The sequence below is a fragment of the Phycicoccus avicenniae genome (genome assembly GCF_050496545.1).
Lineage (GTDB): Bacteria > Actinomycetota > Actinomycetes > Actinomycetales > Dermatophilaceae > Phycicoccus > Phycicoccus avicenniae_A.
Window position 1 is genome coordinate 58,432 of the sequence record NZ_JBNVZV010000005.1, and the last position, 18,495, is coordinate 76,926.

Annotated in this window: 15 protein-coding genes; 7 read left to right on the plus strand and 8 right to left on the minus strand. The window is 74.3% G+C overall.

All coding sequences use genetic code 11. The features are described 5' to 3' along the window. The first annotated feature begins 159 nt into the window (after nucleotides 1-159). The gene (gene serC, locus ACQZ2A_RS05755; protein ID WP_430208224.1) at nucleotides 160-1,287 is read left to right on the plus strand and encodes a phosphoserine transaminase; all 1,128 of its coding nucleotides are present in this window, start codon (nucleotides 160-162) and stop codon (nucleotides 1,285-1,287) included. 138 nt (nucleotides 1,288-1,425) lie between these two features. Here the strand turns inward: serC and ACQZ2A_RS05760 are convergent, their stop codons facing one another. The 3 genes from ACQZ2A_RS05760 to ACQZ2A_RS05770 all read right to left on the minus strand — a co-directional run bounded on the left by ACQZ2A_RS05760 (nucleotide 1,426) and on the right by ACQZ2A_RS05770 (nucleotide 4,805). After that, entirely contained in the window at nucleotides 1,426-2,727 is a 1,302-nt protein-coding gene (locus ACQZ2A_RS05760) for an MFS transporter (protein WP_430208227.1), read from the minus strand. Beyond that, nucleotides 2,724-3,146, minus strand: a complete 423-nt coding sequence (locus tag ACQZ2A_RS05765; protein ID WP_430208230.1) for a MarR family winged helix-turn-helix transcriptional regulator — start codon at nucleotides 3,144-3,146, stop codon at nucleotides 2,724-2,726. The genes ACQZ2A_RS05760 and ACQZ2A_RS05765 overlap by 4 nt, the downstream gene beginning before the upstream one ends. Nucleotides 3,147-3,305: 159 nt before the next feature. Next, nucleotides 3,306-4,805, minus strand: coding sequence for an NCS2 family permease (locus ACQZ2A_RS05770; RefSeq protein WP_430208232.1), 1,500 nt, complete (start codon nucleotides 4,803-4,805; stop codon nucleotides 3,306-3,308). A gap of 93 nt (nucleotides 4,806-4,898) precedes the next feature. Between ACQZ2A_RS05770 and ACQZ2A_RS05775 the strand changes: the two genes are divergently transcribed. After that, the gene (locus ACQZ2A_RS05775) at nucleotides 4,899-5,156 is read left to right on the plus strand and encodes a DUF2530 domain-containing protein (protein ID WP_430208235.1); all 258 of its coding nucleotides are present in this window, start codon (nucleotides 4,899-4,901) and stop codon (nucleotides 5,154-5,156) included. A 101-nt stretch (nucleotides 5,157-5,257) separates the two neighbouring features. Here ACQZ2A_RS05775 and ACQZ2A_RS05780 read toward each other — a convergent pair whose 3' ends face one another. Next, entirely contained in the window at nucleotides 5,258-6,004 is a 747-nt protein-coding gene (locus tag ACQZ2A_RS05780) for a DUF3027 domain-containing protein (RefSeq protein ID WP_430208237.1), read from the minus strand. Next, nucleotides 6,004-6,402, minus strand: a complete 399-nt coding sequence (locus tag ACQZ2A_RS05785) for a cold-shock protein (RefSeq protein WP_430208240.1) — start codon at nucleotides 6,400-6,402, stop codon at nucleotides 6,004-6,006. The genes ACQZ2A_RS05780 and ACQZ2A_RS05785 overlap by 1 nt, the downstream gene beginning before the upstream one ends. 184 nt (nucleotides 6,403-6,586) lie before the next feature. On the opposite strand from ACQZ2A_RS05785, the gene ACQZ2A_RS05790 reads away from it, so the two are divergent. Next, nucleotides 6,587-7,903: an MFS transporter gene (locus ACQZ2A_RS05790; RefSeq protein ID WP_430208242.1), complete on the plus strand. Its 1,317-nt coding sequence runs from the start codon at nucleotides 6,587-6,589 to the stop codon at nucleotides 7,901-7,903. A 13-nt stretch (nucleotides 7,904-7,916) separates the two neighbouring features. On the opposite strand, the gene ACQZ2A_RS05795 is transcribed toward ACQZ2A_RS05790, so the two are convergent. Both ACQZ2A_RS05795 and ACQZ2A_RS05800 read right to left on the minus strand, forming a co-directional pair. Next, on the minus strand, nucleotides 7,917-8,729 hold the full coding sequence (locus ACQZ2A_RS05795) for a hypothetical protein (RefSeq protein ID WP_430208244.1): 813 nt from the start codon (nucleotides 8,727-8,729) through the stop codon (nucleotides 7,917-7,919). Nucleotides 8,730-8,834: 105 nt separating this feature from the next. Then, complete coding sequence (locus ACQZ2A_RS05800; protein ID WP_430208247.1) at nucleotides 8,835-9,773, minus strand: hydroxymethylglutaryl-CoA lyase; 939 nt, start codon at nucleotides 9,771-9,773, stop codon at nucleotides 8,835-8,837. Nucleotides 9,774-9,856: 83 nt separating this feature from the next. On the opposite strand from ACQZ2A_RS05800, the gene ACQZ2A_RS05805 reads away from it, so the two are divergent. After that, a complete protein-coding gene (locus ACQZ2A_RS05805; protein ID WP_430208250.1) occupies nucleotides 9,857-10,603 on the plus strand; it encodes a hypothetical protein in 747 nt (248 codons plus the stop codon). Nucleotides 10,604-10,615: 12 nt separating this feature from the next. Here the strand turns inward: ACQZ2A_RS05805 and ACQZ2A_RS05810 are convergent, their stop codons facing one another. Beyond that, on the minus strand, nucleotides 10,616-14,584 hold the full coding sequence (locus tag ACQZ2A_RS05810; protein ID WP_430208251.1) for a hypothetical protein: 3,969 nt from the start codon (nucleotides 14,582-14,584) through the stop codon (nucleotides 10,616-10,618). Nucleotides 14,585-14,777: 193 nt separating this feature from the next. On the opposite strand from ACQZ2A_RS05810, the gene ACQZ2A_RS05815 reads away from it, so the two are divergent. The 3 genes from ACQZ2A_RS05815 to ACQZ2A_RS05825 all read left to right on the plus strand — a co-directional run bounded on the left by ACQZ2A_RS05815 (nucleotide 14,778) and on the right by ACQZ2A_RS05825 (nucleotide 18,418). Continuing rightward, on the plus strand, nucleotides 14,778-15,491 hold the full coding sequence (locus tag ACQZ2A_RS05815) for a response regulator transcription factor (protein WP_430208254.1): 714 nt from the start codon (nucleotides 14,778-14,780) through the stop codon (nucleotides 15,489-15,491). Further along, complete coding sequence (locus ACQZ2A_RS05820; protein WP_430208256.1) at nucleotides 15,491-16,936, plus strand: sensor histidine kinase; 1,446 nt, start codon at nucleotides 15,491-15,493, stop codon at nucleotides 16,934-16,936. The genes ACQZ2A_RS05815 and ACQZ2A_RS05820 overlap by 1 nt, the downstream gene beginning before the upstream one ends. A gap of 66 nt (nucleotides 16,937-17,002) precedes the next feature. Next, nucleotides 17,003-18,418 (plus strand): S1C family serine protease, encoded by a 1,416-nt coding sequence (locus tag ACQZ2A_RS05825; RefSeq protein WP_430208259.1) that lies wholly within the window; start codon nucleotides 17,003-17,005, stop codon nucleotides 18,416-18,418. Nucleotides 18,419-18,495: the final 77 nt, after the last annotated feature.

Consider the following 18,495-nt stretch of genomic DNA (forward strand, 5'->3'; position numbering starts at 1 on the left):
CGCCGCCCACCATGTGGGCATCCTCGGTGAGGATGGGGTCCGGTCGCGGGTCGCCGACGGCGTCGACCCCGCGGCCCCCGCACGCCCCGCGGCGCCCGATGCCGCGCCGGAGCACCGCGGACCCGTCCGGCACCACCATCCCCGACCACGGAGTGACACGTGAGCGACGCCCCCCTCAGCATCCCCGCCGACCTGCTGCCCGCCGACGGTCGCTTCGGCTCCGGACCCTCCAAGGTCCGCCCCGAGCAGGTCGAGGCACTCACCGCCATCGGTCGCACGGTGCTCGGCACCTCGCACCGCCAGGCCCCGGTGAAGAACCTCGTGAAGTCCGTGCGCGAGGGCCTGGCCACCTTCTTCGACCTCCCCGAGGGCTACGAGGTGGTCCTCGGCAACGGCGGCTCGACCGCGTTCTGGGACATCGCCGCCTTCGGCCTGGTCCGCGACCGCGCCCAGCACCTGGCCTTCGGCGAGTTCTCCAGCAAGTTCGGCTCGGTCACGAAGAAGGCCCCCTTCCTCGGCGACCCGACGATCATCACGAGCGAGCCGGGCAGCCTCCCCGACCCCGTCGCCGAGGCCGGCGTCGACACCTACGCGTGGGCGCACAACGAGACGAGCACCGGCGTGATGGCTCCCGTCCGCCGTGTCGAGGGTGCGGACGACGACGCGCTCCTGCTCGTCGACGCCACCTCGGGCGCCGGCGGCCTCCCGGTGGACGTCTCGCAGGCCGACGTCTACTACTTCGCGCCGCAGAAGTCCTTCGCCTCCGACGGCGGCCTCTGGCTCGGCCTCTTCTCCCCCGCGGCCCTGGCCCGGGTCGACGAGATCGCCGCGTCCGGGCGCTGGGTCCCCGACTTCTTCAGCCTCCCGACCGCGATCGACAACTCGCGCAAGGACCAGACGTACAACACCCCGGCCGTCGCGACCCTGGCGATGCTCGCCAACCAGGTCGAGTGGCTCAACGGCAACGGTGGCCTGGACTGGGCGACCTCGCGCACCGCGGACTCCAGCGGCCGCCTCTACGACTGGGCCGAGCGCACCGCGTACACGAGCCCGTACGTGACCGACCCCGACCACCGCAGCCGGGTCGTGGCCACCATCGACTTCGACGACGCGGTGGATGCCTCCGCCGTCGCGAAGACGCTGCGCGCGCACGGCGTCGTCGACGTCGAGCCGTACCGCAAGCTCGGCCGCAACCAGCTGCGGGTGGCCTGCTTCCCGGCCGTCGAGCCCGACGACGTCAGCCGGCTCATCGCCAGCATCGAGTACGTCGTCGAGCGCCTGGCCTGAGCCCCGCACCCCGGCTCGCGAGCCCCCTCCCGTCCGCGGGAGGGGGCTCGCGCCGTCATCGGGCCACGGCGTAGACGACGGCGACGACGACGAGCACCGCGAGGACCCCGAGGGTCATCCGGCGCCGGAAGAGCGGCGTCACCGGGCCGGTTCCGGGACGGGCACGTGCGCGTCGTCGCGGCGGGCAGGGACGGTGGTGACGCTGACGCGCGGGCGCCGCTGGGACTCGTAGCTCACGCGGACATTCTCCGCCCGTGTGAGCCACACCGAGACCGCGACGAGCGTGATCCCCACTGCGGCGGCCCCGACGCCGATCGTCCACCGCGGGCCGAACTGCTCGGAGATCCAGCCGATCATCGGCGCCCCGACCGGGGTGCCGCCCATGAAGATCGCCATGTAGAGGGCCATCACGCGGCCGCGCATCTCCGGCGCCACCCGCGTCTGCACCATCGCGTTGGCGGTCGTCAGCGCGGTGAGCGCGGTGAGCCCGACGGGCACGAGCGCCACGGCAAAGAACCAGTACGTCGGCGCGGCCGCGGCCACCGCCGCCGAAGCCGTGAAGCCGACGAGGGCCACGAGCAGCACCCGGAGCCGCGGCTCCTTGCGGCGGGCCGACAGGAGCGCGGCGGTCAGGGACCCGACCGCCATGATCGAGCCCAGCAGCCCGAACTCGCCGGCCCCCTTGGCGAAGACCTTCGTGGCCATCAGCGCCATCGTGATCTGGAAGTTCATCCCGAAGGTGCCGAGCACGAAGACGAGCAGCATGACGAGCTGGATGTCGCGGCGGTGCTTCACGTAGGCGAAGCCCTCGCGGATGCCGCCGCGCCCCTTGGCCCGGCTCGGCGAGCGCAGCTCGGAGGTCGTGAGCATCGCCAGCGCGCCGAGGACGAACACGAAGGTCAGGGTGTTGAGCAGCAGCGCCTGGCCGGTGCCCCACCACGCGATGACGAGCCCGGCGAGACCCGGCCCGATGAGGCGACCGGCGTTGAACGACGCCGAGTTGAGCGCGACGGCGTTGGTCAGCTTCTCGGCCGGCACCATCTCCGAGACGAACACCTGGCGCGCCGGGTTGTCGATGGCCGTCGTCACGCCCTGGAAGAGGGCGATGGCGTAGACGTGCCAGAGCTGCGCCGTCCCCGTGACGGCGAGCACGCCGAGGACGAGGCTGGTCAGCGCGAGCAGGCTCTGGGTGACGAGGAGGATGCGCCGCCGCGAGAACCGGTCGGCGATGAGGCCGGTCCACGGCGCGAGGAGGAGGAAGGGGAGGAACTGCAGGCCCGTCACGACACCGAGCGCCGTGGCCGAGCCGGCCGTGAGCACGGTGAGGACGAGCCAGTCCTGGCCCACCCGGCCGATCCACGTGCCGACGTTGGACACGAAGCCGCCGAGGAACCAGAGCCGGTAGTTGCGGATCTCGAGCGAGGTGAAGGTCGGGCTCATTCGGCGGCCACCCGTTCGAGCAGCGCGGTGGCCTCGGCGAGCAGCGCGCGCTCGTCGTCGCTCAGGTGCTCCAGGCGGGTCGCCAGCCACTGGTCCCGGCGCCGTCGCGTCTCGCGCACCGCCTTGCGCCCCTCGGGGGTCAGGGACAGGATCACCTGCCGCCCGTCGGTCGGGTCGTCGGCCCGGGCCACCAGGCCCGCCTCGACGAGCCCGTTCACCGTGCGGCTCATGCTCGGCGCCGAGACGCGCTCGATCTCCGCGACCTCCTTCGGCGTCCGCGGACCGTCCTCGAGCCGGATGAGCACCGAGAACTGGTGCGGGGCGAGGTCGGTCGTGCTCTCGAAGCGCACCCGGCGCGAGATGCGCATGCACACGAGGCGCAGGTCGCTGGTCAGGCGGTCCTTCTGCGCACGGGTCATGGTCGGGGCGGCTGCGGGCACGGTGTTCTCCGGCGGTCGTCTTCATGGATGCTTAGCACAACTCATTACGCGTGCTAACTATTCCACGACTCCGGGGACGACGACGCCCGCCCCGGTCGGGCGACCGGGGCGGGCGTCGAAGGTCGGTGGGCCGGAGGGTCAGCCGGTGACGACCTCGGTGAGCGGCTCGATGAAGAAGTAGACGACGAAGAGCAGGGCCGTGACCCACATCATCGGGTGGATCGCGCGGACCTTGCCGCGGACCAGCTTGATGACGACGTAGGCGATGAACCCGGCGCCGATGCCGGCCGTGATCGAGTAGGTGAACGGCATGAGGATGATCGTCAGGAACGCAGGGATGGCGATCTCGACGTCGTCCCAGGCGATCTCCTTGACCTGCTGCATCATGAGGAACCCGACGAGGACGAGCGCGGGGACGGCCGCCTCGTTCGGGATGATCTTCACCAGCGGCGCGAACACGACGGCCACGAGGAAGAGCAGGCCGGTGACCACCGAGGCCAGGCCCGTGCGGGCCCCCTCGCCGACACCGGACGCCGACTCGATGTAGGAGGTGTTCGACGAGACACCCGCCGCGCCGCCGGCCGCGGCCGCCACCGAGTCGACGACGAGGATGCGCGTGGTGTTCGGGGGGTTGCCCTCCTCGTCGAGCAGCCCGGCCTCGGCGCCGATGGCCGTCATCGTGCCCATCGTGTCGAAGAAGTCGGCGAGCATCAGGGTGAAGACGAGCAGCACCGCGGCGACGACACCGACCCGCTCGAAGGAGCCGAAGAGGCTGAACTCGCCGAGCGTGCCGAAGCTGATGGGGTCGACCTTCTCCGGCCACGCGGGGACGTTGAGGTTCCAGCCGAGCGGGTTGACGACGTTGTTGCCCGCCGCGTCGACCCCGGTGACGGTGGGGCCGACCTTGGCGAGCGCCTCGACGACGAAGGCGACGACGGTCATCGTGATGATCGAGATGATGATCGCGCCCTTCACCTTGCGCACCCAGAGGGCGATGATGAGGACGACGCCGAGCGCGAAGACGAAGGTGGGCCAGCCGGCCAGCTGGCCGCCGATGCCGAGCTCGACGGGGACCGGGCCGGCGCCCGTGCGGCGCACGAACCCGGCGTCGACGAGCCCGATGAGCGCGATGAACAGGCCGATGCCGACCGAGATCGCGACCTTGAGCTGGGCCGGCACCGCGTGGAAGACCGCCTGCCGGAACCCGGTGAGGACGAGCACGAGGATGATGACGCCCTCGAGCACGACGAGGCCCATCGCGTCGGCCCAGGTCATCTTGCTGGCGATGGCGTAGGCGACGAAGGCGTTGAGCCCGAGCCCGGTGGCCAGCGCGAGCGGGTAGTTGGCCACCGCCCCCATGAGGATGGTCAGCACGCCCGCGACGAGCGCCGTGCCGGCCGCGATGGCGGCGAGGTTCGGGGCGTCACCGCCGCCGAGGTACTGCCCGTCGGCGTCCTTGACGAAGCCGAGGATCAGCGGGTTGAGCACGACGATGTAGGCCATCGTGAAGAAGGTGGCGACGCCACCGCGGACCTCTCGGCCCACGGTCGAGCCGCGCTCGTGGATGCGGAAGTACCGTTCGAGGAAGCCGGCGGGAGCCCGGCCGGTGTCGTCGGCGGTGGAGGTGGTCTCGGCCATGGCGTGCAGGCTAGTGGCGCGAGGGCGGCCGTGGGTTTCCGGGGTGTGACGGCGAGACGCGGGACCGCGTCCGGGGGTCGTTACGCTGGCGGCGTGACCGAGCAGACGCCCCGCCCCCGCGCCACCCTCGGCGAGTCCGCGCCGGTCGAGCCGCCGCACGTGCCGACCTCGCTCATCACGCTCGTCGGGTGCGCCCTCTGGGCGGTGGCCCTCGTCGTCTCGCTGGCCGTCCCCGCGCTGCACACGGGCGAGCGGTCGTGGTGGCCGTGGGCGTGCGTCAGCGGCCTGGCGCTCGGTGCGTTCGCGTGGTGGTACGTCCGGCGCGGGAAGGGCAACGCCGCCGGCGCCTGAGGCACCACGAGTATCGGGTCACCCGATACGACCGCGCTCCACCCCGGAACCGTTCCCGGGTGATGCGCGGGGTTCCCGGGGGAAGTGCCCGGCGAGCCGCCTCAGGCGGGGTCGAGCTCGAAGTCGTCGAGGATCGGCGGCGAGACGCGCTCGGGGGCCGGCGCCTCGACGTCGACCTCGGAGTGCGCACCGCACCCGTGGTCGAGGCTGACGACCTTGCCGTCCGAGGGGGACCAGGCGTTGGCGCAGACCCCGAACACCGAGCGCAGCGCGCCGGCCATCGGGACGAGGAAGCCGCAGGACGAGCACGGCATCGGGGCCTTGACCGCCACCGCGGCCGACGGCCCGTTCTCCCCGTCGTACCAGCGCTGCGCGGCGACGTCGCGACCCTCGGCCGAGAGCACGCGGGGGCGGCCGAGGCCGAGCTCCCAGAAGCCGACGGCATCGACGTCCTCGTCACCGGTGGCCTCGAAGCCGGCCTCGAGCAGCGGGTCGGCCTCGAGGTAGGGCGTGACGTCGCCGGCGCCGAGGTCGCCGGGAGCGAGCCGCGCCGCGTAGGGGACCCAGTCGGGCGAGAGCATGGACCCCTCGCCGGGCACGAGGTTGGCCTCGCACACCGTCACGGCCTTGGAGCGCGCGACCCGGGAGACCGACACCGCCCAGCGCCAGCCGCGGTAGGCGGGCGCGGTGCAGGCGAAGTAGTGCGTCGCCAGCCGCTCCTCGTCCATCGCCATCCCGAGGTGCTCGCCGACGGCGTCACCGTCGGCGACGGCCAGCGCGGCCTCGCGCGCGACCTCGACGGCGCCCTTGAGGGTGCTGTCGGTCTTGACGGCGGTGGCGGTGGGCATCAGAGCTCGAGGTCGGCGGCGACGGCGTGCAGCACCTGGGCGACCTTGTTGCCGTGCGCCTTGTCGGGGTAGTGGCCGCGACGCAGCGACTCGGAGACGTCGTCGAGGAGCTTGATGACGTCCTCGACGATGACGACCATCTCGTCGGCCGGCTTGCGGTCGCGGACACGGCGGTTCGTGGCGACCGAGGGGGCCGGGTCGAGGAGGCGGACCGAGAGCGCCTGGGCGCCGCGGCGGCCCTCGGCGACGTCGAACTCGATGCGCTGGCCGCCCTTGAGGCCGGCGACCCCGGCGGGCAGCGCGGAGGCGGGGACGAAGACGTCACCCTCCCCGGACTCGCCGGACACGAAACCGAAGCCCTTCTCGGCGTCGAAGAACTTCACCTTGCCAGTCGGCACGGTCCACCTCACCCATCACGTCGCTGCGGCACCCGGTCCGGGCACCGCTCCCAAGGCTAACCGGTGCCGGGCCGGGCGCGCCGCCGGGTTCTGGCCGGCGGTCGACCGGCCGCGCGGGTCGGCGGGGTGCGCGCCGGGGGAAACCCCGTCGAGGACCGTCGGTGGGTCGTGGCACCGTGGGCCCGTGCCCGAGACGACCGAGGGCCCCCGGGGGGCCACCACCGACCAGCCGGCCGACGGCGGCGAGCACCGGCTGACCCTGCGCGGGTTCTGGGACGCGCTGCCGCCGGCCGGCCGCTGGCTGCTGTCCACCACCGCCGTCTCCACGCTCGGCCGCGGCATGACGCTGCCGTTCACCGTCATCTACATGCACGAGGTGCGCGGCCTCCCCCTCGACGTCGCCGGCCTGCTCATGGGCCTCATCGCCGTCGTCGCCGTGCTCGTCACCGGGCCCGTCGGCGTGCTCACCGACCGGCTCGGCGCGCGGCCGGTCGTCATCGCCGGCCTGGCCGCCCAGGCGGTGGGCGCGGTCGTCATCGCCTTCGCCACGACGCTGCCCGCCTTCGTCGTGGCCGTCTGCCTGCTCGGGCTGAGCTTCGGCATCGGCTGGCCGGCGTTCAACGCGATGATCGCGAGCATCGTCGAGGGTCCCCTGCGCACGCAGTTCTTCGGCGTGAACTTCGCCCTGGTCAACCTCGGCATCGGCGTGGGCGGCGTGGTCAGCGGCTTCCTCACCGACGTCGGCCGGCCCGCCACGTTCACCGCGATCTTCCTCGTCGACGCCGCGTGCGTGCTCGTGCCGGTCGCCCTGCTGCTGGGGCCGCTGCGCGGCGTCGCCGGCCGCCCGCAGCCCGTGGAGGACGGCGCGGACCCAGGCGTCGGCTACCTCGCCATCCTGCGCCGCCCGGCGGTGCTGTGGATCACCGCGCTGACCTTCCTCTCGAGCTTCGTCGGGTACGGCCAGATGGAGGCCGGCTTCCCCGCGTTCGCCCGCCAGGTCAGCGAGGTGTCCACCCGCACCATCGGGCTGGCCTTCGCCGTCAACACGGTCGTCATCGTCGGCCTGCAGTTCCTCGTCCTGCGCCGCATCGACGGCCACCGCCGGACCCGCGTCTTCCTCGTGCTCGTCCTCCTGTGGGCGCTGGGCTGGGCCCTGCTCGGCAGCACCGGGCTGGTCGCGGGCACGCTCGCGGCGGCGGCCGGCGTCATCGTCTTCCACGTGTTCTTCGGCCTCGGCGAGACGATGCTCCAGCCCACGGTGCCGGCCATCGTCAACGACCTCGCGAGCGACCGCGACCGCGGGCGCTACAACGCGGTGTCCGGTGGGGCCTTCCAGGTGGGCGCCATCACCGCGCCGGTCGTCGCCGGGTGGCTGCTCGACCGCCGGCTGGCCGGCGTGTTCGTCGCCGTCCTGCTCGTCTGCCTCGGGCTCGTGGCCGTGCTGGCCCTGGCCCTCGAGCGGCGCATCACCCCCGAGGTCAACGGGGTCCGCCGCCGCTGACGGGCGGGCGCGGTCAGCCGAGCACGTTCAGCCGGGTGGCCGCGAGCCCCTCCTTCGCCGCGACGACCCGCACCTGCGCGCCGACCTGCAGCGGCAGCCCGATGCGGGTGGACGCGTACCCGGCGGACAGGTCGTAGGTGGCGGCGAAGCCGTCGGCGCTGCGGACGGCGATGCTCTTCCCGGCGGTGTAGGCCGTGACCTCGCCGACCTGGACCACCATCACGACCGGCGTGCCCGTCGCGGCCGTCGTGAACTCGCCGTGCAGGACGTCGTCCATCCCCGCCATGCCACCCGTCATCGCGCCCCGGCCCTGTCCCTGCCCGGGCAGCCGGCCGGTCCCGCCCTGCTGCCCCTGGTCCTGCCGCCCCTGGCCCTGCGGCCCGTCGGCACCCTGGCGGCCATCCCGGCCGGGACGCCCGTCGCGGCCCTGGCCCGTCATGGGCCCGCCGCGCTGCATCCCCGGCCGGTCGTCATCGCGGCCGAAGGCGGTCCGCCCGCGTGCGTCCTCGCCCCGACCGTGGCCGCCGACGAGCGCGGCCCCGAGACCGATGACGGCCACGACGAGCAGGGTGGCGAGCACGGCGACCGCCCCGAGGGCCACCCGGCCCCCGGTGGAGGAGGTCGCCTCGTCCCAGGTGCGGCGGGCGCGCCCGGGAGGTCGCGGCGGCGGCGGTCCCCCGGGCGGGGGCGTCGCGGACGCCGCGGCCCACGCCGGCTGCTGCTCGCTGGGCACGGGCGGCTGCGCCGCGGTGGGTGCGGTGTCGGTGGGCGGCGTGGGCGGGACGGGCTCGTCACCCGTCGGGGAGCCGGTGGGACGCTCGGTCATGCCCCCGATGATCCGCCGGTCCGGCCCCCACGGCTCCCGGTGCGCGCGGACTCATACGCAACTCACAGCCTCGCCGGGTGCTCGTCCACACCCGGCGGCGGGCCCTCATCCCCCGGACAGCGCCTTGACGACCCGGGACGGCGACGGGCGGCCGAGCCGGCCCGCCATCCACACCGACGTCTCGACGAGGGCGTCGAGGTCGATGCCCGTCTCGACCCCCGCGCCGTCGAGGGTCCAGACGAGGTCCTCGGTCGCGAGGTTGCCGGTCGCCGACTTCGCGTAGGGGCAGCCGCCGAGACCGCCGGTGGAGGCGTCGACGACCGTGACGCCGTCCCGCAGGGCGGCCAGCGTGTTGGCCAGCGCCTGACCGTAGGTGTCGTGGAAGTGCACGCCGACGCGCTCGGGCCCGATGCCCGCCGCCCCCAGCGCGTCGATCAGGCGGTGGACGTGCCCCACGGTCCCCACGCCGATGGTGTCGCCGATCGAGAGGTGGTCGCAGCCGAGGTCCATGAGCCGGCGGCAGACGTCGACGACCTGCGCCACCGGCACCGGTCCCTCCCACGGGTCCCCGAAGCACATCGAGACGTAGGCCCGCACCCACAGCCCCTCGGCCCGCGAGCGCTCGACGACCGGGGCGAACATCGCCACCGACTCCTCGACGGTGCGGTTGAGGTTCCTGCGGGCGAAGGTCTCGGTGGCGCTGCCGAAGATGGCGACGGCCCCGACGCCGGCGGCGAGGGCGCGGTCGAGCCCGCGCACGTTGGGCACGAGCACCGGGCGGCGCGGGCCGCGCCCGTCGTCGCCGAGGAGCGTGAGCACCTCCTCGGCGTCCGCGAGCTGCGGCACCCACCGGGGGTCCACGAACGAGGTGGTCTCGACGGTGTCCAGCCCGGCGCCGGCCAGCCGGCGGACGAACTCGGCCTTGTCGGCCGCGGGCAGGACGCCGGCCTCGTTCTGCAGGCCGTCGCGCGGGCCGACCTCGTAGACCGTGACCCGGCGCGGGAGGGAGGGGTCGGGCTCGACCTGCGGCAGGACACGGCTCATCCCCCGATCCTGACACGCCGCGGCCGCTACCCTCGTGCGCGAGCGCCGGAGGGTCCGGCGACCGACCGAGGGGACCGGCCCACGTGAGCACGAGCGACGACGACTTCCGCGACCCGACGGCCCCGCCGCCGCTCCCCGAGGACGCCCCGTCGCACGACACGGGGGCCGCGGACGCACCGGCCGGTGACGACACCCAGGTCGTGGGCACCGACCGGACCCGCCCCTTCGAGCCGCCGTCGACCGGGTACGAGCCCCCCACGTACGCCGGGCCGACCTACTCGACGCCGAGCTACGAGCAGCCCGACTACGGGACGCCGAGCTACGGCACCCCCGCGGCCCCTCCCCCCGCCGCACCCGCCGGCAGCACCCCGCCCCCGGCGTGGCCGCCCGCGCCGACCCCCTACCCGAACGCCGGCGCGACCCAGCCCCCCTCCGGCGCGCCCGCGCCCTACGCCCCGCCCCCGCCCGGCGGCCAGGCGGCCAACCCGTACGACCCGTCCGTCCCGGCTGCGGGCGCGTACCCGTACGGCGCTCCCCCGTCGATCTACGGTGTGCCGCAGCGCAACACGAGCGCGCTGGTCCTGACCATCCTCTCCGGCCTCCTCGTGGCGTCCTGCTGCGGAGCCCTCACCCTGCCCGCGCTGATCCTCGGCATCATCGGCCTGACCAAGCAGTCCGACGACCCGGAGGGCTCGCGCCGGATGTCGCGCTACGGATGGATCGCCTTCACGGTCGCGGTCGTCCTCACCGTCGTCGGCATCGTGGTGCTGGGCGTCATCGGCTCGATGGACGGCGGGTCGTCGTCGGACAGCACCTTCGACGGGTACTGACCGGGGCGGACGTCAGGTCCGCCGCGCGATGACCGCGTCGACCACCACGAGGCGCCCCGTCGTCCGGCTGCGCAGGGTCAGGGTGCCGCTGCGGACCGAGGGCAGGAGCGGCAACGCCAGCACCTGCCTCGCGCGGGTCGTGGACGAGCGTGTCGACACGCTGCCGACGCGGGTCGAGCCGAGGAAGACGTCGAGCGTGCCGCACGTGGGACACGTCGTCGCCACGACGAGGACCCGACGGGCCACGGTGCGTGTACGGGTCAGCACCCGTCCAGCGGTGGTGGTCCTGGTCACGGTTCCCGCGGAGGCGCTCGACGAGCCCGCCCTGGTCCAGCCGGTGCCGGCGGCGAGCGCCCGGTCGTCGAGCGCCCGGGCCGTGCACCGTTCGGCAGACCACGCCGAGGTGTTGCCGACCCTGTCGCGGGCGCGCACCGAGAAGCAGTACTCCGTCCCGGACGCGAGCGACACCGTCACCGACCGGGCGGTGCGTCCCGACCAGGCGGCCGGTTGGCTGTGCGCCGAGAACGCGGTCGAGGACCAGGCCGCCGAGCGCACCCTGACGTCGTAGGAGGAGACGCCGGCGGTGTCGGAGGCCCCGTAGGTCACGGTGACCGTCGAGCCGAGCACCGCGACCGGCAGGGCCGTGACGGCGACCGTCGGGGCCGCACCGTCGACGGTCCAGCGGTGGGAGGCGGTGCTCACGCGCCCGAACGGGTCGGTGGCGGTCACGGTCAGCGTGTGCGACCCGGCGGCCACCGTGCCGGACCATCCCGACGAGCACGCCGCGGTCGGCTTCCCGTCGAGTCGGCAGGTGACGGTCAGGCCACCGACGGGCACCGTGTCGTCGGTGACCCGCACCGGTATCCGGGACGTGGTCGCGGTGAGCGCCGGGGCGGACGGGAACGTGATGGCCGGGGCCTGCTCGTCGAGCCGGCGCCAGGCCACGGCGCTGACCGACATCGCACCCGCCGGCGAGGAGACCGTCGTCGTGCCCGCGCCACCGTGCGGATCGGCACGCCAGACGGTCACCGAGTCGGCACTCCACGGCAGCCAGGTGGGCACGGCCAGCGCGTCGCCGGCCGGGGCCCACGCCGGTCGCCCGAAGACCGTCACCCCGACGAACCCGCTGACCCGCACCGTCGACGCGCCCCCGCCGATCGGCAGGGTGCGCACCTGGTCGACGCCGTCCGCGCCCGTCCTCGTGAACGCGACGACATCACCGCGCGGGGACACCGCCGGCCAGAACGCGCCGTCGCTCCCGGCGAGGGTGGTCCTCGTCCCCGTGGCGCCGATGCGCACGAGCCGGCTGGTCGGACCGTCCACGGTCACGGCGACCAGGGCGGTGCCGTCGGGGAGGAAGGACGGCAGGACGGCGCCCTGGCCGCCCGGGTACGCGGCCGCCCGGGCCTCGGGCGCCAGCCCACGACACCAGACGGCACCCGCCCCGGCGCTCACCTGCGACCAGCAGACGCGCGACCCGTCGGGCGACCACACCGGGTCCAGCTCGTCGGCCGCGGGGTCGTCGGCGAGCAGCCGGGGCGCCGGCCCACCGGGCTCGACGGAGCGCACCCACAGCGACGCGGCGAGGTCGGCGTCGTACACCGTGTACGCCACGAGCCGGCCGTCGGGCGAGACCGCCGGGGCGTCGACGTCCTGGCCGCTCCCGTGCGCGACCCCCGGGCCGTCGCCGAGGGGCGCGGACACCAGGTCCCCGGTGTTCCAGCCCGCCGCCAGCAGCAGCTCCTCGTCGGCGGCGACGACGCTCGCCTCGTCGTCGGGCGGGGTCGGCGTGCTGCCGTGGCGGTTCGTCACGACGAGCCGGTAGCGGTACGTCGTCCCTGCCGTGACGTCGGGGTCGACCCAGCTCCCGGCACCTGGCTCGGCCTCGCCGACGCGGACGAAGGACCCCTCGCCGGTCGCCCGCTCGATGCCGATCGTCGTGACCGGGCTGCCACCGTCCCCGCCGGCGTACCACTGCACAGACACCCGACCGAGGACGGCGACGGCCCGCGGCGTCCACGGGGGCGGGCCCCCCTGTGCCGAGCCGGCGACCTGGAGGACGAGTCCCCCGTTCGGCGTCTCGGCCGGAAGGCGCAGCACGGCCGAGGTCGTCCCGGTTCGGACCGGGTGGTGGACGACCTCCACGGTGCACCGCTCGTCGACCGCCAGGACGGCGCCGCAGGTCGAGGCGCCCAGGCCGAAGGACGACGCGTCGTCCCCTCCGACCGCCGCGTCGCCCAGGCCCAGGGGGCCCGACCCCGCGTTGTGCAGCGTCACGGTGACCGGTGCCGACGTCTCGCCGACGACCACGCCGGCGAACGGGTCGCCCCCGACCGAGCCCGGGGTGGCCTCGAGCGCCGCGAACGGTGTCGCGACGCCGTAGCGCACCTGGACCTCGACCGGCCGCCCGACGCACGAGAGGTGGAGGTCGGCATCGAGGCGGTGCACCGTGCCGTCGGCACGCACCCAGGCCTCCCGCACGACCGCGGTCCCGAGGAGCGCGCTGCAGGTGGACGGGCCGGATATCAGCGACACCTGGTACGCGGAGGTCTCGCCGACCTCGTAGGTCCCGGGGCCCGGGAAGCGCGGCAGGCCGAGGATCGTGCCCGATCCCGCCAGCTCGCTCACCCGGTCGCGCAGGACGGGCCGGTCCGAGCCCAGGGGGGTGGCGGTCCCGTCGCGCAGGACCGAGGAGCCCGAGTCGGCCTCGATCACCATCGCCTGTTCGGCGTCGGCGTCCGGCGGGTCCGGGAGGTCGGGGCGCGTGACGGTGACCGGGTCGGCCGCCGCCTCCCCGGCCGCGGTGTACGCCGAGACGACGTAGGTCGCGCTCTCCCCCGGGCCGAGCGCGGTGTCGACGAAGCTGGTCTCGTGCAGGGCCCGGGTCCCGAGCAGCACCGGCTCCGGGCCGTCGGTGCGCCGGATGCGGAAGCCGTCCGGCAGGGGCGCCGAGGAGTCGTGGGTCCAGCGCATCGAGACCCCGTCGTAGCCGGCGTCGGTGGTCAGCGACTGCGGGGCTCCCGGCGTCTCGATGACGCTCTGCACACTCAGGCCGATCCGCACCGCCCCCCGCACGGTGCCCCGCGCGGGGATCGCGAGCCAGGCCTGCGAGCCACCGCCCGGGATGCCGTCGTCGACGTACTCCACCCGGATGTCGCAGCTCGCCCCCACGGCCAGCGTCGTCCCGGAGCACCCGTCAGCGCCCGGGACCGGCTCCACGCGTGGCTGGTCGGCGGCCACCGGGACGGCCGCGGCCTGACCGAGGGTCATCGGGACCGTCCCGAGGTTGCGCAGCGTCGCGCCGTAGGGGGTGCGCGACCCGCTGACGACGGCCGGGAGGATCGTCGAGACCGAGCTCGCGGCCGTGTAGTCGGCGGTGGAGCGGACCCGCACGACGCCGGCGATGCTCGACCCCGTGGACGACGGGTAGCACGGCATGAGGAAGGTCGCCGCCAACGAGGACAGGGTGCCGTCCGGGGTGTAGGAGACCTCGTCCACCGTCAGCGTGCCGCCCTGGGTGCTGCTGAAGCTCTGGCAGTCGGTGACGGCCTTCGAGAGGCGGATGACGGGGGTGGTCCGGGCACCGATCGGGAGCAGGCCCGGCACCTTCGTGTGCGTCCCGACCGCCAGGCGGCCCGAGTCGGGCGGGATGATCTCGACCCCGACGCCGTTCGTGGGCACCACCTTGACACCCCCGGGGAGGGTGCCGGCGCTCACCGTCGGCCCGGTGCCGGCGGCGCTGTCCCAGGCGGCGCTCGACGCGCGGGGGCCGTAGGAGCGGGAGTCGGTCAGCAGGTCGATGACGAGGGCGTCGCGCGGCACCGGGTCGGCGGCGGCCGGCACGGGGACCACCGTCGGACGGCTCGCCGTCGGGACGACGGCCCCGGCCGGAGCGGCGGAGGTCAGTGCCACGGCGAGCCCGAGGACGGCGGCGAGCGGGACGGCCCGGCGCGCCCGGGTGGCGTGGGTCGGCAGAAGCACGGCTCCGGTCCCCCTGGCTCGACGAACGAGGCCCCACGGCCTGGGGCGGCGACAGCGTAGGGCCGCCGTGCGCCGGCGCACCACGGTTCCGCGCACGTCCGGGCCGATCGGCCGACCCCGGCCTCGGTACAGCACCGGCGGACGCCCAGCCCACGTCCAGCGAGTTCACAGGTTCGCGGCCGAAACTGGGAGGGTGACCGCCACCCAGCAGCCCGAGGCCCGGCTCCTCGTCGTCGAGGACGAGCCGAACATCCGTGAGCTCCTCGCCACCTCGCTGCGCTACGCCGGCTTCGACGTGGCGACCGCGGCGAGCGGCTCGGAGGCCCTCCGCGTGGCCGGGGACCATCAGCCCGACCTGTGCGTCCTCGACGTCATGCTCCCCGACATGGACGGCTTCACGGTCACCCGCAAGCTGCGCGACCAGGGCCGCCAGCTGCCGATCGTCTTCGTCACCGCCCGCGACTCGGTCGACGACAAGATCAAGGGCCTGACCGTCGGCGGCGACGACTACGTCACCAAGCCGTTCAGCCTCGAGGAGGTCGTGGCCCGCATCCGCGCCGTCCTGCGCCGCACCCGCGGCGACCTCGACGAGGACCGCCCGGTCCTGCGCTTCGAGGACCTCGAGCTCGACGAGGACTCGCACGAGGTGCGCCGCGCCGGCCGCGCCATCGAGACCAGCCCCACCGAGTTCAAGCTGCTCCGCTACCTCATGCTCAACCCCAACCGGGTGCTGTCGAAGGCGCAGATCCTCGACCACGTGTGGGACTACGACTTCCGCGGGGAGTCCGGCATCGTCGAGTCCTACATCTCCTACCTGCGCCGCAAGATCGACGTCGAGGGGCTGCCCGCGCTCATCCACACCAAGCGCGGTGTCGGGTACGTCCTGCGGCTGCCCCCGCAGGCCTGATGCTGCGCGCGTCCCGCCCGGCCGCTCGGGTGGCCCGCCGGCTCGAGGTGGTGCCCCTGCGCACCCGGCTCCTCCTCATCGTCGGTGTCCTCGTGGGTGCGGCCCTGCTCTCGACGAGCCTCATCACGGCGTACCTGCTCAAGAGCGACCTCGACACGCGGGTGGACTCCGAGCTCCAGAGCGTTCTGCAACCCGTTGCCACACAGGCACTCTCGGACCTGCGGCGCGGTAACACCGACACCCTACCCACGAGCTACGCCTTCGTCCTGCAGAGCGGCGGGCAGCAGGTCCCCCAGCTGCCCACGGGCCAGCGGGTGGTGCCGGCCGTCCCGCTGCTCGCCCTGGACGACCCCCGGGTCACGAAGCAGGAGCCGTTCACCGTGGGGTCGGTCAAGGACCGGCTGCGGTGGCGCTTCATCGCCGCCCGGGTGAGCGACACCGACGCCGTCGTCGCGGTCGGAGTGCCACTGGAGTCGGTGTCGCACACCGTGACCCGCCTCCTGGTGTCGACCGCGCTCCTGGGCACCGGCGCGCTCGTCCTCTCGCTGGTTCTCGGGCACTTCGCCGTGCGCCGGGCCTTCCGCCCGTTGCGCCGCATCGAGGACACCGCGGCCGCCATCGCCGAGGGTGACCTGACCCGGCGCGTCCCCGTCCGCCAGGCCGACGACGAGGTGACCTCGTTGTCCCGCAGCCTCAACGTGATGCTCGCGCAGGTCGAGTCCTCGTTCGCGGTCCGCGAGAAGAGCGAGGAGAAGATGCGGCAGTTCGTCGCCGACGCCTCCCACGAGCTCCGCACCCCGCTCGCGACGGTACGCGGGTACGCCGAGCTCTACCGGCAGGGCGCCGTGCGCGACCCGGAGGCCGTCGGCTCCGCCATGCAGCGCATCGAGGCCGAGTCCGGCCGGATGGGCGAGCTCGTCGAGGACCTGCTCACCCTGGCCCGGCTCGACGAGGAGCCGGAGGTCGAGCACACCGATGTCGACCTCACCGTGCTGGCGAACGATGCGGTCGCCGACGCGCGGGTTCGGGCCCCGGAGAGGCGGATCCAGCTCGTGGGCATCTCCGGCCCGGTCGAGCCCACCGTCGTGCGAGGGTCCGAGGCCCGGCTGCGCCAGGTCGTCACCAACCTCCTGGCGAACGCGGTGCGGCACACCCCCGACGGCACCCCCGTGGAGGTCGCGGTCGGCCTCGACGGCGACACGGCGTGCCTCGAGGTGCGCGACCACGGACCCGGGGTGCCGCCCGACATCGCGACGAAGGTCTTCGAGCGCTTCTTCCGGGCCGACCCCTCGCGCGGGCGCGCGCAGGGCGGGGGCACCGGGCTCGGGCTGGCCATCGTGGCCGCCATCGTCGCCGGTCACCGCGGACGGGTGGGCGTCGCGGAGACCCCCGGCGGGGGCGCGACCTTCGTGGTCCGACTCGCACAGCGGACTCCCAGCCGCTGACCAGCGGGCGCCCACCTCGGGGGAGTTGGGTGGGGTGCAGTCGAACACGAAGGAGCACCCACGGCGATGAGCGACCAGCAGCCCCCCACCCCGGACCGGTCCGGCCAGCAGTGGCCGACCCCCCAGTGGTACACCCCGCACGGCGGCACCACCACGACCCCCCGTCCGACGGGCGAGGCCGCGCCGACCGCTCCGGTGCCCCAGGCACCCTTCCCCCCGAACGCCCCGTCCGGCCCTGCGGCCCCTCCCCCTCCGTCGGGGCCGTACGGGTCGGCGGGGTCGCCCCTCGCCCCCGGCACCCCGCCGCGGGCCTCGGGGCGTCGCCGCGCGGCGGAGCTCACCGCCGTCGCGGTCCTGGCCGCCGTCCTGTCCTCCGGCGGCACGGTCGCCGCGACCCGGCTGCTCGACGACACGCAGTCCCCTTCCTCTGCGTCGTCGTCCACGCAGCTGGGTCGCGGCACCGACAGCGCCCCGGTGCAGCAGGCCAGCGCCTCCGCCCCCAACTGGACCGCCACCGCGGGCGCCGTGTCGCCGAGCGTGGTGGCCATCACCGCGGAGGTCTCGGGCGGCACCGCGCAGGGCTCGGGCGTCATCATCGACGACTCCGGCCACGTCGTGACGAACAACCACGTCGTCGCGGGCGCGGAGAAGCTCCAGGTCACCCTGGATGACGGGCGCACCTACTCGGCCCAGGTCCGCGGGACGGACCCGTCGACCGACCTCGCGGTCATCACCATCGACAAGGCCCCCTCCGACCTCACGCCGATCGCGATGGGCGACTCGGACGCGCTCAAGGTCGGCGACCCGGTCATGGCGGTCGGCAACCCGCTCGGGCTCGCCGGCACCGTGACGACCGGCATCGTCAGCGCCCTCAACCGTCCCGTCACCACGCAGGCCGAGCAGGACCAGCAGCAGCAGAACCCGTTCAACGGGGACTTCCAGCAGCAGCAGTCCAGCGCCGAGCCGGTCGTCACGAACGCCATCCAGACCTCGGCCGCCATTAACCCCGGCAACAGCGGCGGCGCCCTGGTCGACGCGTCGGGTCGGCTCGTCGGCATCAACTCCTCGATCGCCTCGCTCGGTGCGTCCTCGGGCGGCCAGTCCGGCTCGATCGGCATCGGCTTCGCGATCCCCGTCGCGGAGGTGCAGTCGATCGCCAAGCAGCTCATCGACACGGGCAAGGCCCAGCACGCCTACCTCGGCGTGACGCCCGAGAACGGTTCCGCCAGTGACGGGTCCGCCACCCGCGCGGGTGCCGAGGTCACCTCGGTCGGTGCCGGTACGCCGGCGGCGAAGGCCGGCCTCCAGAAGGGTGACGTCATCGTCGCCGTGGACGGCGACCCGGTCGACTCCGCCGAGTCCCTCGTCGGGTACGTCCGCGAGCAGACCGTCGGCAGCACCGTGAAGCTGACCGTCCTGCGCGACGGCAAGAGCATGGAGGTCGACGCGACCCTCGTCGCGCGCGACGCCACCACCGGCTGACCGACCGCACACCGCACCACCCCGGGGCGCCCGGGCACGGATGAGTAGCCGTGCTCAGGCGCCCCGTCGGCGTCCCC

What these genes read in the sequence shown, in the direction of transcription:
- ACQZ2A_RS05760 (WP_430208227.1), bottom strand. Translation starts at nt 2,727, where the DNA reads ATGAGCCCGACCTTCACCTCGCTCGAGATCCGCAACTACCGGCTCTGG.
- ACQZ2A_RS05780 (WP_430208237.1), bottom strand. Translation starts at nt 6,004, where the DNA reads ATGCCCACCGCCACCGCCGTCAAGACCGACAGCACCCTCAAGGGCGCC.
- ACQZ2A_RS05825 (WP_430208259.1), top strand. Translation starts at nt 17,003, where the DNA reads ATGAGCGACCAGCAGCCCCCCACCCCGGACCGGTCCGGCCAGCAGTGG.
- ACQZ2A_RS05770 (WP_430208232.1), bottom strand. Translation starts at nt 4,805, where the DNA reads ATGGCCGAGACCACCTCCACCGCCGACGACACCGGCCGGGCTCCCGCC.
- ACQZ2A_RS05800 (WP_430208247.1), bottom strand. Translation starts at nt 9,773, where the DNA reads ATGAGCCGTGTCCTGCCGCAGGTCGAGCCCGACCCCTCCCTCCCGCGC.
- ACQZ2A_RS05820 (WP_430208256.1), top strand. Translation starts at nt 15,491, where the DNA reads ATGCTGCGCGCGTCCCGCCCGGCCGCTCGGGTGGCCCGCCGGCTCGAG.
- ACQZ2A_RS05795 (WP_430208244.1), bottom strand. Translation starts at nt 8,729, where the DNA reads ATGACCGAGCGTCCCACCGGCTCCCCGACGGGTGACGAGCCCGTCCCG.
- ACQZ2A_RS05765 (WP_430208230.1), bottom strand. Translation starts at nt 3,146, where the DNA reads ATGACCCGTGCGCAGAAGGACCGCCTGACCAGCGACCTGCGCCTCGTG.